The organism is Crossiella sp. NPDC003009, assembly GCF_053591555.1.
The window spans coordinates 1-11,811 of sequence record NZ_JBSFUA010000065.1; the positions used below are offsets into that span (position 1 = coordinate 1).

At 70.3% G+C, this 11,811-nt stretch carries 11 protein-coding genes; 3 read left to right on the forward strand and 8 right to left on the reverse strand.

Annotation, left to right across the window (positions count from 1 at the left end; translation table 11 throughout):
* Nucleotides 1-414 precede the first annotated feature (414 nt).
* Nucleotides 415-1,548, reverse strand: coding sequence for a steroid 3-ketoacyl-CoA thiolase (locus tag ACWDY5_RS37950; RefSeq protein ID WP_449726969.1), 1,134 nt, complete (start codon nucleotides 1,546-1,548; stop codon nucleotides 415-417).
* A 155-nt stretch (nucleotides 1,549-1,703) separates the two neighbouring features.
* On the opposite strand from ACWDY5_RS37950, the gene ACWDY5_RS37955 reads away from it, so the two are divergent.
* From ACWDY5_RS37955 to ACWDY5_RS37965, 3 genes are all read left to right on the forward strand, one after another.
* Nucleotides 1,704-2,927: a cytochrome P450 gene (locus ACWDY5_RS37955; RefSeq protein ID WP_449726970.1), complete on the forward strand. Its 1,224-nt coding sequence runs from the start codon at nucleotides 1,704-1,706 to the stop codon at nucleotides 2,925-2,927.
* 83 nt (nucleotides 2,928-3,010) lie between these two features.
* Nucleotides 3,011-3,607, forward strand: coding sequence for a hypothetical protein (locus tag ACWDY5_RS37960; protein ID WP_449726971.1), 597 nt, complete (start codon nucleotides 3,011-3,013; stop codon nucleotides 3,605-3,607).
* Nucleotides 3,597-4,313, forward strand: a complete 717-nt coding sequence (locus tag ACWDY5_RS37965) for a hypothetical protein (RefSeq protein ID WP_449726972.1) — start codon at nucleotides 3,597-3,599, stop codon at nucleotides 4,311-4,313. Before ACWDY5_RS37960 ends, ACWDY5_RS37965 begins: the two co-directional genes overlap by 11 nt.
* On the opposite strand, the gene ACWDY5_RS37970 is transcribed toward ACWDY5_RS37965, so the two are convergent.
* From ACWDY5_RS37970 to ACWDY5_RS38000, 7 genes are read right to left on the reverse strand one after another with little or no spacing between them, the layout of a single operon-like run.
* A complete protein-coding gene (locus tag ACWDY5_RS37970) occupies nucleotides 4,310-5,530 on the reverse strand; it encodes a serine hydrolase domain-containing protein (RefSeq protein WP_449726973.1) in 1,221 nt (406 codons plus the stop codon). The genes ACWDY5_RS37965 and ACWDY5_RS37970 overlap by 4 nt on opposite strands.
* 39 nt (nucleotides 5,531-5,569) lie before the next feature.
* Nucleotides 5,570-6,010, reverse strand: a complete 441-nt coding sequence (locus ACWDY5_RS37975) for a nuclear transport factor 2 family protein (protein ID WP_449726974.1) — start codon at nucleotides 6,008-6,010, stop codon at nucleotides 5,570-5,572.
* Nucleotides 6,011-6,020: 10 nt separating this feature from the next.
* On the reverse strand, nucleotides 6,021-6,890 hold the full coding sequence (locus ACWDY5_RS37980; RefSeq protein ID WP_449726975.1) for a TIGR03619 family F420-dependent LLM class oxidoreductase: 870 nt from the start codon (nucleotides 6,888-6,890) through the stop codon (nucleotides 6,021-6,023).
* The gene (locus ACWDY5_RS37985) at nucleotides 6,887-8,491 is read right to left on the reverse strand and encodes a GMC family oxidoreductase N-terminal domain-containing protein (protein ID WP_449726976.1); all 1,605 of its coding nucleotides are present in this window, start codon (nucleotides 8,489-8,491) and stop codon (nucleotides 6,887-6,889) included. Before ACWDY5_RS37985 ends, ACWDY5_RS37980 begins: the two co-directional genes overlap by 4 nt.
* 39 nt (nucleotides 8,492-8,530) lie before the next feature.
* Complete coding sequence (locus tag ACWDY5_RS37990; RefSeq protein ID WP_449726977.1) at nucleotides 8,531-9,694, reverse strand: thiolase domain-containing protein; 1,164 nt, start codon at nucleotides 9,692-9,694, stop codon at nucleotides 8,531-8,533.
* Nucleotides 9,694-10,746: a thiolase domain-containing protein gene (locus tag ACWDY5_RS37995; RefSeq protein WP_449726978.1), complete on the reverse strand. Its 1,053-nt coding sequence runs from the start codon at nucleotides 10,744-10,746 to the stop codon at nucleotides 9,694-9,696. Before ACWDY5_RS37995 ends, ACWDY5_RS37990 begins: the two co-directional genes overlap by 1 nt.
* 25 nt (nucleotides 10,747-10,771) lie before the next feature.
* Complete coding sequence (locus tag ACWDY5_RS38000; RefSeq protein ID WP_449726999.1) at nucleotides 10,772-11,728, reverse strand: Zn-ribbon domain-containing OB-fold protein; 957 nt, start codon at nucleotides 11,726-11,728, stop codon at nucleotides 10,772-10,774.
* Nucleotides 11,729-11,811 lie beyond the last annotated feature (83 nt).

Here is an 11,811-nt window from a genome sequence, read left to right on the forward strand (position 1 = left end):
ACGGGCATGGGGAACCTCAAGACCCGCCTGCGTCTTGGCCTTTGACTTTCCCCCCCATGCTTTGATCTCTGCCCGTCCGGCGAGGACGCTCTTGATCTTCGCTTGAAACCCCGAAGATCAAAAGAATGTCCTCGCCGGACGGGCAGACCCCCGGAGGGATTGACAAGTCAAAAGCCGGGACGAGCAGGTTGCGGGGCAGGGCAGGCTGCCGACTCAAGACCCAGCGTGCTCGCGGGCCTCTCGTCTTCTCCGCACGACCTTCCGACAGCAAACCACACCTCCCCACCCGGCCCCCGTCACGTTGCGAGGCTAGGGCGGCGGCAGGTTGCAGGGGCCGGGCGGGGAGGCGCGGTCAGCAGTCTCCAGGCCGTACGGAGAAGACGAGAGGCCCACTTTGTGGGTTTTCACCCCGAGCTACCCGATGCGTTCCAGGATCGTGCCCGTTGCCATCGCCCCACCCGCGCACATGGTGATCAGCGCCGTGTTCGCATCCCGTCGCTCCAACTCATGCAGCGCCGAGGTCAACAACCGCGCCCCCGTACTCCCCACCGGATGCCCCAACGCGATCGCCCCGCCATTGACGTTCAACCGCTCCTCCGCCTCGCCATACACGCTCAACCACGACAATGGCACCGCCGCGAAGGCCTCGTTCACCTCCACCAGGTCAACATCCGCCAACCGCATACCGCTACCACTCAACAACCGTTCGGTGGCGCGGATTGGGCCGTCCAGGTGGTAGTAGGTCTCCGCCCCCACCAAGCACTGTGACCGGATCCGAGCCCGCCCCGGCACCCCCAGTTCCGCCGCCCGCCCCGCATCCATGATGAGTACCGCTGCGGCCCCATCGGAGATCTGCGACGCGGTGGCCGCCGTGTGCAACCCGCCCGGCAGCACCGCCTGCAAACCGGCCAGCCCCTCCAGGCTTGTCTCCCGCAACCCCTGATCCCGTTGCACCGTCTCGGATCCCACCGCCACCGGAACCAGTTCCCGCTCGAAGTGCCCCGCATCCCAAGCGTTCCGCGCCAATACCTGGGACCTGGCCCCGAACTCGTCCAGGTCCCGCCGGGACAACCCCCGCCGCACCGCGATTCGTTCCGCGGCCTCGAACTGGTTCGGCAGGTCGATCTTCCACGTCTCCGGCCTGGGCATACCGGTGTCGCCGGTCATGTTGCTGCGCAACGGAACCCGGCTCATCGACTCCACCCCGCAGGCGATGCCCGCGGTGATCGCGCCGGCTGCGATCTGGGCCGCCACCAGATGGGCCGCGTGCTGTGCTGAACCGCACTGGGCGTCCAGGGTGAAGCAGCCCGTGGACTCCGGTAGGCCCGCGTGCAGCCAGGCGTTGCGGGCGATGTTGCCTGCTTGTTCGCCGGCCTGGGTCACGCATCCCGCGGCTACCTGCTCGATCTCGGCCGGGGACACCGCCGCCCGGGTCAACAGGTCGCGCAATGCACTGCCCAGTAGTTCCGCCGCGTGCAGCCCGGACAGCCAGCCGCCTCTGCGGCCGATCGGGGTGCGGACGGCGCCGACGATGACGGGGTCGCCCATGGGACTCCTCGGGTGGATCAGTAGCCGTTTGTATGAGTAGAACATGTTTCATTGAGGTTGGTAAGTCTCAGTGAACACCCTTCACTCATGGGCTGGCGCGTGTTTGAATCCAGTAGAACCTGTTCCACATCGCTGTGCGAGCATGGAGGGTAGCGATGGCTTTACCCCAACTTCCCCAGGGGTTTGACTTCACCGACCCCGATGTGTACGCGCAGCGGCTGCCCATCGAGGAGTTCGCCGAGCTGCGGCGCACCGCCCCGGTGTTCTGGAACGCGAAACCGCCGCGGCGGGACGGGTTCGACGACGAGGGCTACTGGGTGGTGAGCAGGCACGCCGACGTGAAGCGGGTGTCGCTGGACAGTCGGCTGTTCTCCAGTTACGCCAACACCGCGATCATCCGGTTCGGCTCGGACATCACCAAGGAGCAGCTGGACGTGCAGCGGCTCATCATGCTCAACCAGGACCCGCCCGAGCACACCAAGCTCCGCGGCATCGTCTCCCGCGGCTTCTCGGTGCGAGCCATCGCCGGGCTGCGCGAGGCTCTGGACGCCCGCGCGCGGCGGATCGTGGAGTCCGCGCGCACCGGTGGGGTGGGCGACTTCGTCACCGACATCGCCTGCGAGCTTCCGTTGCAGGCCATCGCCGAGCTGCTCGGCGTGCCCCAGGAGGACCGGCGCAAGATCTTCGACTGGTCCAACGAGATGATCGGCTACGACGACCCGGAGTTCCAGACCGACTCGGCCATGGCCGCCGCGCAGCTGCTCGCCTACTCGATGAACATGGCCGAGGAGCGCAAGAAGTGTCCGATGCCCGACATCGTGACCAAGCTGGTTCAGGCCGATGTGGACGGTGACTCGCTCTCCGCCGACGAGTTCGGCTTCTTCGTGATCCTGTTGGCGGTGGCCGGGAACGAGACCACCCGCAACGCGATCACGCACGGCATGATGGCCTTCCTGGACAACCCCGAGCAGTGGGAGCTCTACAAGGCAGAGCGTCCCAAGACCACCGCGGATGAGATCGTGCGCTGGGCAACCCCGGTGATCTCCTTCCAGCGCACCGCCACCGCCGACACCGAGATCGGCGGCGTGGCGGTCAAGGCGGGGGACCGGGTCGGCATGTTCTACAGCTCGGCCAACTTCGACGAGGAGGTCTTCACCGAGCCGGAACGCTTCGACATCACCCGCGATCCCAACCCGCACCTGGGTTTCGGCGGCAGCGGCGCGCACTTCTGCCTCGGCGCCAGCCTGGCCCGGCTGGAGATCGACCTCATCTTCAACGCCATCGCCGACCACCTGCCGGACATCCGCAAGGCCGGCGAGCCCCGGCGGCTGCGCTCCGGCTGGCTCAACGGCATCAAGGAGTTCCCGGTCGCCTACTGAACCGGTGCCGAAGAATGCCCCCGATCCGGGGACAACACGGAAACGCCCACTCCCGCTACGCTGGGTGAGGAGGAGGTGGTCCCGTGCGCCGGGTCCTGCTGGCCGCGCTGCTGCTGCTCACCAGCGCCTGCATGCCGGCCGCCGACGACTCCGAGATCGGCAAGTACAACCTGCGCGAGGACTACCGCACCGGACCACGCGAGGGTGTCGCGGCACTGGGCCGCACCTTCGGCTCACTCGATGAGCTGCTCGACTTCTTCCACGCCGCGGCCAAGCACTGCGACAAGGCGAAGGCCAAGCGCGGCGGCGCGGAGCTGATCAAGTTCCACCTGGCCAAGGACATGCCGCCGCTGCTCGGCGAGGTCGCCGTCTGCGACCAGGGCTTCGGTGACATCCTCGGCATGGTCAAGCCGGGCCGGGAGCGGGACCTCCAGCTGTCCTACCAACGGGACCTGCGCCGCGACTCCGCGCTGTGGTACCGGGCAACGCACCGGCTGATGCTGGGCAACGGGTTCTTCCTGTTCAACGTCACCGGCGTGGGCTCCATCGGCCCCGAGCTCTACGGCTTCCGCTACCTGCGCTGCGACGCCGAGGCCAGTGTCTCCAGCGTCCGCACCGAGTTCCCGGCCGACGTGCCCGGCTGCTTCCTGCTCTCCAGGATGTACGGCGATGGCACGTAACGGAATCCTGCTCGCCGCCCTGCTCGCGGTGACCCTCACCGGCGGGTGCACCCGGCTGATCAGCCTGGGGCAGAAGATGGACGCGGCCGAGGACAAACCGGTGATCACCCAGGTGCCCAACATCTGCAAGGTGCTGACCACCAACCCGGAGACCATGGGCATCGTCGGCACCGTGCACCCGCCGCGACAGAACGACGCCGACCCGATCGGGCGGCACGAGTGCACCTGGCCGGCGGGGGTGAACCCGCTGGGCGCGGAGATCCGGGTGACGGTCGCCCTCGGCGAGGAGCGGGCCGAGGCCAGCGCCAGGGAGTCCTTCACCGACTTCGTCCGCAGGCGCACCGACAAGGACCGCGCCTTCGGGCTGGTCCGCTACGGCGACTTCGCCTGCGTGCAGTCCTGGAACCCGCCGGATGTGGTGCAGCTGGGCATCATGAAGGAGGGCAACGTGCTCACCGTGGTGTCCATCCAGACCAGGGACACCGTGCCGCCGCAACGACTTCGCGCGCTGGCCGGGGACGTGCGCGGCCCGGTGCGCACCCTGCTGCGGGTGATCGACACCGCGATCAACCGCCCGCACACCGTGTTCCGGGACCCTTCCGGCGACATCCCGAAACCGCCGACCGCGCAACAGCGGGACGCGCAGCCGGACTGGAACGACCGGCGGTGCAAGGAGAAGCTCGCACCGCCGGTCTTCAACCTCTAGGCGGCCAGCGAGCTACGCAGCGCGTCGACCAGCCGGGCGGAGTTGGCGCCCTCGCCGGTCAGGCCGCTGTGGATCTTGTTCATCACGTAGGCGAAGCCGATCTCGTGGTGCACGTCGCCGAAGGCCAGTGAGCCGCCGTAGCCGCCGTGGCCGAAGGAGTCCGGGCCGAGCAGGGGCATCGTCGGCACCACACCGGGCGCGGGCTGCCCGGTCATGTAGCCCAGCGCCCACGCGGTGGGCAGCAGCAGGAGCTGGTCGGGTCCGATGGTCTGCACGGTCCGCGCCCGGTCCACCGTCTCCGGGGCCAGCAGGCGGAACCCGTCCACCTCGCCGACGGTGCTGGCGTACAGCTTGGCGAAGGAGTCCGCGGTGCCGACCGCGCCGACCGCGGGCACCTCGGCGGCGCGCAGCTCGCGGCTGTTGGCCGGTATCGGTTCGCTGGTCACGATCAGCGCGCGCATGGTCATCGAGTTCAGGTCGCTGAAGGTGGCCTGCATCTTGGCGATCTCCGGCGGCAGCTCCTGGCCGGGCGCCGGTTCCGGCATCGGGTCGGGTTCGATGAACTTGGCCACCCGTGGTTCCTGCTCCTCGGGCAGGCCGATCCACAGGTCCAGGCCCAGCGGCTTGGCCACCTCCTCGGCCAGGACGGCGCCGATGGTGCGCCCGGTGGCGCGGCGGATGACCTCGCCGACCAGCCAGCCGTAGGTCAAGCCGTGGTAGCCGTGCGCGGTGCCGGGCTCCCAGTTCGGCGCCATCGCGGCCAGCATCTCCACGATCGGATCCCATTCCCGCAGCCAGGACAGCGGGAACCGCTCGGGCGGCACGGCCAGCCCGGCCTGGTGGGAGAGCAGCCAGCGCACCGGGATGTCCTGCTTGCCCTCGGCGGCGAACTCCGGCCAGTACTTGGCCACCGGCGCGTCCAGGTCCAGCACCCCGCGCTGCGCCAACAGGTGCGCGATCGTCGCGGTGACGCCCTTGGTGGTGGAGAACACCAGCTGAAGGGTGTCCTGCGACCATTCCCGCCCGGTCTCCACATCGGCCACGCCGCCCCACAGGTCGACGATCTTCTCCCCGCGCCGGTACACGGTGACCGCGGCGCCGATGTCGCCGCCGGTGCCGAAGTTGGCTGCGAAGGCATCGCGCACCGGCTCGAAGCCCGGTGTCACCGTGCCGTGGATCTGGGTCACGCCCACCCCCAAGGTGATCTGCGAACGCATGTTGTCATGCGATCGCATCATATCGAGGATGGGCGGGCCTCACCCTGACGGTTTGCTGACGGTGGCCAGCGCCCGGTCGAACTCCCAGTAGGCCCGTAGCGAGGTCAGCAAGCCGTCCTCGCCGACCCGGTAGACGAACACGCCCTCGGTGTCGATCCTGGTGCCATCAGCGGCGATGGCCGAGATGGTGCCGATGTTGGCCACCTCGTCCCCGGCGGCGAAGGAGTCGGTGATGGCGAACTCCATCCGGGCCATCTGCCCGATGGTGAGGTCCCAGAACGCCCCGATGGCCGCTCTGCCGTGATGGCCCTTGCCGGTCGGGTCGAAGATCGACGGCCCGACCGGGTCCCGCACCACGGCGTCCTCGGCCCACAGCGCCAGCCAGCCCTCCTTGTCCCCGGCGGCGACCGCGGTCATCGAGCGGACCGAGGCGGCCCGCGCCGGGTGCTCGCCGTCGGGGGCGGTCCAGGTGACCGTCATCCAGCGCTCCTCACAGTTTGGTGATGATCGTCTCGGCGAACTTGCGCATCGAGTCCTGTTTGGCGTCCAGCGGCCCGTCGAAGGGCACCCCGTCCAAGACCCAGGGCATCACGATCGCGTCGGTGACCCCGATCGCGGCCTGCTCCCGGTAGCCCTCCAGGCCGAACCGGTCCACGCAGACCGCCTGGATCTCAAAGGGTTCCGCCGCGCGCCCGTAGGCCGCGCGCAGCTCGGTGAGCCGTTCGATGGTGGTCTTCAGCTCGGTGAAGCCCATCATCGCCGAGGTCCAGCCGTCGCCGGCCCTGGCCGCCCTGCGCAGGCCGGGTCCGCTGTGCCCGCCGACGTAGATCGGCACCGGCCTGCTCGGCGCCGGGCTCATCCGCAGCTTGCCGAACTGGTAGTGCTCGCCGTGGAACTCCACCATGCCGCCGCCCAGGATCAGCCGCAGCACCTCGATCGCCTCGTCCGCGCGCGGTCCTCTGTCCGAATAGGACGTTCCGCACCAGGCGAACTCCTCCGGCGACCAGCCCAGTCCGACGCCGAGCCCGAACCGGTTCCCGGTGAGCACGGCCACCGAGCCGACCTGTCTGGCCAGCAGCACCGGGTTGCGCGAGCCGAGCTTGAGCACCTGGGTGTAGAAGCCGATCCGGGAGGTGACCGCGCCCATCGCGGCGGCGGCCACCATCGGGTCGGCCCACGGGGTGTCCTCGTGCCAGAACCGGCTGCCGTCGGGGGTGTAGGGGTAGTCGGCGGAGACCTGTTCGGAGAAGAACAGCGAGTCCGGCAGCGCGATGTTGGCGAACCCGCACTCCTCCGCGGTGCGCGCCAGCTCCGGCAGCTGTTCCAGCGGGCTCATCGCCACCGCGCAGGTGAACTTCACCGCTGCTCTCCCCTGATCGCGTTGGCCAGGAACACATCCAGGCACCGCTCGGCGTTGGCGGTGATGGTCAGCGACGGGTTGGCCAGGCAGGTGGAGCCGGGCAGCAGCGCCCCGTCCACGCAGTACAGGCCGGGATATCCCTTGACCTGCCCGGAGAACTCGGTGGCCTGCCCCATCACCAGGCCGCCCAGCGGGTGGTAGGTGTTGCGCGCGCCGAGCCCGTGCGCGGTGCCGCGGTCGTAGTTGGGCAACCCGTTGAACGGGAAGCCCTTCTTGCCCTCGGTCTCCCACCAGAACCGGGTGGCCAGGTCGCGACCCGCTTTCTCGCCAAGGGTTTCCATCACCCCGTAGGGCCAGTGCACCTTGCCGCCGCCGGTGGCCGGGTCGTAGCGCACCTCGCCGCGTTCCGGGGTGACCGAGGTGATCAGGTGTGTGCTGTTGGCCTGGTTGAGGATGTTGGGCACCGGCGCGGCCTCCCAGGCCATCGAGGTCGGCGCGAACGGGTTGGCCTCGTCGAAGAACTTGACGTTGCCCGGCCCGCCCTGGTCGAAGCCGACGTCCTTGCGCAGGCTCATCCGCAGCACCAGGAAGTCGCCGTTGTTGCCCCAGCCCTTGCCGGTGGCCGCGTTGAGCTTGGGCAGCCAGCCCTTGGCCTTGGCGGTGACCATCAGCCCGGAGGAGTACACCGAACCGGCGGCCAGGAACAGGTAGTCGGCGTCCATCTTCTTGGTGGACAACACATCCCCGTTGTCGTTGGTCAGCTTGACCACGACCTCGTACCGCCCGGCCACCTCACGGATCTCGGTGACCTCGTGCTGGGCCAGGATGGTCACGTTGCCGGTGGCGGTGGCCCGTGCCAGGTAGGTGCGGTCCACGCTGTTCTTGGCGCCGGAGTTGCTGCCGAAGGGGCCCTCGCCGATGCTGTGGCAGGCGACCCGCTTGCCTGCCAGCTCCTCGCGGATGGCGTTCCAGTCCACCGCGAACGGGATCGGCACCGGCTCCTTGCCGAACTCGGCCAGGTACTCCAGCCACGCCCGCGCGCCCCGGTACTGCGGGTGCGCCTGCACGTCGGCGGGGAGGTAGCCGACCTTGAGGTTCTCCCTGGCGCGCGGCCAGTACGTGCGGTCCATCTCGTCGAAGGGCAGCTGGCTCGGGTAGACCTTGTCCCACTCGGCGCGGCGCGGCTGCGGCATGTACAGCCCGATCACCAGCGATCCGCCGCCCACGCCGGAGCCGCTGAGCACCCGGATGCCCTCGCCCTCGTGGGTGGCGATCAGCCCCGCCTTGCGCTCGATCTTCTTGTTGATGTCCAGGCCCAGTGGCGGCCGGTCGTTGAACCAGGCGCACCGCCAGTCCGGGCTCTTGATGGTGCAGAAGGTGTCCCCGCTGGGCTTGACCTCCCAGCGCCGACCGCGCTCCAGCACCGTGGTGTGCACGCCCGCTTGACCGAGCCGCAGCGCGGCCACCGCCCCGCTGAACCCGCTGCCCACCACGATCGCGGTCTTCCCGGCCAGCGCGGGCACCTCGCCGTAGGCGGCGAGCGCACCGAAGCGGCCGAGCGCGCCGGAGGCTACCGCGGCCCCGGCGCCGGCCGCCGCCACCTTGAACAGGGTCCGTCGTCGTACGGGTGTGCCCATTGCTCAGCCTCCCGGTCTGTCCGCGCCCACCACCCACAGTGCGAAGAACTGCGATCCACCGCCGTAGGCGTGCCCCACCGCCAGGCGCGCCCCGTCGACCTGGTGCGCGCCCGCGCGGCCCTGCACCTGCCGGGCGGCCTCGGCGAAGCGCAGCAACCCCGACGCGCCAATGGGATTGGTGGAGAGCACACCGCCAGATGGATTCACCGGGAGGCGGCCCGCCAGCTCGGTCTCGCCCGCCTCGGTGAGCTTCCAGCCCTGTCCGGCCTCGGCGAAACCGAGGTTCTCCAACCACATCGGCTCGAACCAGGAGAACGGCACGTAGATCTCGGCCACGTCGACCTGCCGCAACGGGTCGGTGATCCCGGCCTGTCGCCACAGCGCGGCCGCGGCTTCCCGGCCGGCGCGCGGGTTGACCTGGTCCCGCCCGGCGAAGCTGGTCGGCTCGGTGCGCATCGCGGTGGCGTGCACCCAGGCCACCTTGCCCGGCGCGGCTTTCGCGGCGGTCTCGTCGCCGAGCACCAGCGCGGCGGCGCCGTCGGAGGAGGGGCAGGTCTCGTCGTAGCGGATCGGGTCCCACAGCATCGGCGATGCCTGCACCGACTCCAGGGTGATGCCGGGCTGGCGCAGGTGCGCGTGCGGGTTGAGCGCGCCGTTGCGCCGGTCCTTGACCGCGACCAGCGCGCCGATGTGCCCGGGCGCGCCCGCACGGCGGATGTAGGCGCGCACGTGCGGGGCGAAGTAGCCGCCTGCCCCGGCGTGCACCGGCATGACGAACGGGGTGGGCACCGACAGCGCCCACATCGCGTTGGACTCCGACTGCTTCTCGAAGGCCACCGCCAGCACCCGCCGGTGGATCCCGGCCTGCACCAGGCTGGCCGCGACCACCCCGGTGGACCCGCCGACCGATCCGGCGGTGTGCACCCGCAGCAGCGGTTTCCCGTTGGCGCCCAAGGCGTCGGTGAGGTGCAGCTCGGGCATCATGACGCCCTCGAACAGGTCGGGGGCCTTGCCGAGCACCACCGCGTCGATGTCGGCCATCTCGACCCCGGCGTCCTCGAGGGCGCGGTCGATGGCCTCGCGGCAGAGCCCGGCCATGGACACGTCGAGGCGTTTGGCCGCGTGGTGGGTCTGGCCGGTGCCGAGCACGGCCGCGAGCTGGGCCATCAGTCGCCGCCTTCCAGTACGCAGACCAGATTTTGTTGCAGGCACGGGCCGCTGGTGGCGTGCGCCAGCGTCCGGTCCGCCTGGCCGGCGTGGATGTGCCGGGCGGCCAGGCCGATCCGGGACAGTCCGGCGGCGAACATCGGGTTGCCCGCGAGCACCCCGCCGGAGGGGTTGATCCGGGCCTCGTCGAGCCCAAGTTCTTGGCGCAGCAGGATCTCCTGGTGGGTGAACGGCGCGTGCAGCTCGGCCAGCTGCACCCCGTCGCCGCCCGCGGCCCGTGCCGCCGCGACGGCGGAGGGGGCGGCGGTGAGGTCGCGGGAGCCGAGCTGGCCGCTGTCGGTGCGGTGCGCCAGCCCGGTGATCCAGGCCGGTCGCGCGCAGAGCTCGCGGGCCCGGTCGCCCGCGGCCAGCACCACCACCGAGGCGCCGTCGCTGATCGGCGCGCAGTCGTGCGCCCGCAGCGGATCCGCCAGGTAGGGCGCCGCCAGGAGCTCGGCAACCGTTGGCGTGCCGGAGAGTTGCGCCTCGGGGTTGCCCACGGCGTCGGCGCGGGAGCGGGCGGCCACCTCGGCCATCGCCCGCTCGCTCCACCGCCCCTGCGCCAGGCCGAGGCGGGCCTGGAGTCCGGCGATGCTGACCGAGTCCGGCCACAGCGGGGTCATCAGGTACGGGTCCAGCTGCAGCGCCAGGACCCGGCGCAGCTCACCGGCCGAGGACTTGCCGAAGCCGTAGACCAGCGCGGTGTCCACCTCGCCGAGCTTGAGCCGCACCCACGCCTCATACAGCGCCCACGCCGCGTCCATCTCCACGTGCGACTCGCTGATCGGCGGGAACGCCCCGATCGCATCCACCGCGGAGACGAAGGAGAACGCCCGCCCCGCCAGGTAGTCCGAGGATCCCGAGCACCAGAAGCCGATGTCCTGTTTGGACAGTCCGGTGTCGGTGTAGACCTGCTGGAACAGCGGCACGAGCAGCTCGACCCCGTTGCCGGATGCCTCGGTCCGGCGCACCGCGGGGGACTGGGCGAAGGCGACCACGGCGACCTCCGGCACGGCCTGCTCCTCTGCTGGTGGTGGGCTACAGGTGACGGGCGAAGCTGTCGAACGGGGCGTCCGGCGCGCCGGACGGGGTGAAGTGGTCGATGTTCTCCAGGGTGTGGCCCCACTGCTCGCGGGGCCGCCACACCGCGCGCACCCGCAGGCCCATCCGGACCTGCTCGGGCGCGATGCCCAGCACCAGGTGCTGGAACGGGATGTCCGCGCCGTCGAGCAGCACGGCCGCGGCCACGTACGGCGGCGGGATGCGCTGGCCCAGGAACGGCACGTTGACCACGCAGAAGCTGGTCACCGTGCCCTCTTCGGACAGTCGCACCCAGTCGGTCAGCGGCACTCCGTCGGTGGGGCAGGCGCCGCGCGGCGGGATGTAGACCTGCGCGCACACCGGACAGCGCTGCCCGGTCAGCTCGCCCCTGGCGACCCCGCGCAGGAACTCGCTTTCCGCGGCGGAGGCACTGTGCCGGTAGTGCAGGCTGATCGGGCTGACCGTGCCGCGCACGTCCTCGGCGAACTCGCGCACCGGCGGTTCCGGGGTGGCCGCGTCCAGTGGCTCGAAGCAGGCCAGGTCGGTGATCGCGCCGACCGGCTCGGCGGCCCAGCGGGCCCGTACCCGCAGGCCGATGGACAGCGACTCCGGTCCGGGCACGTCCACCGCGTGCAGCAGGGCGGTGTCCGCGCCGTCCAGCCGGATCAGTGCCCAGCCGAACGGCCGGTCGAGGGGTTGCCCGGCCAGCGGCTCCGGCTGCCAGGTCCAGCTCAGCACGGTTCCGGTGCTGCCGACCTCGACCAGCTCGGTGAGTGGTTCGGCGGTCACCGGGTCGTACTCGGCCGGCGGCACGTGCACCCGTCCGTCCGCGCCGCGGACACCCAGCACGCGGTGGGCGCGCAGGGCGGTCAGGAAGGCGCCGAGCGTCGGTCCGAGCGAACGGGTGTAGGCGAACTCCACCCGGAGCTCAGCGCTGAGCGGCTCGTGGCTCACGGTCACGGAATTGAGTGAAACACGTTCTCGTTTTTGCGGCAAGATGGTAGGAGACAGCTGACCCGGAAGGACGGTTGTGCGCT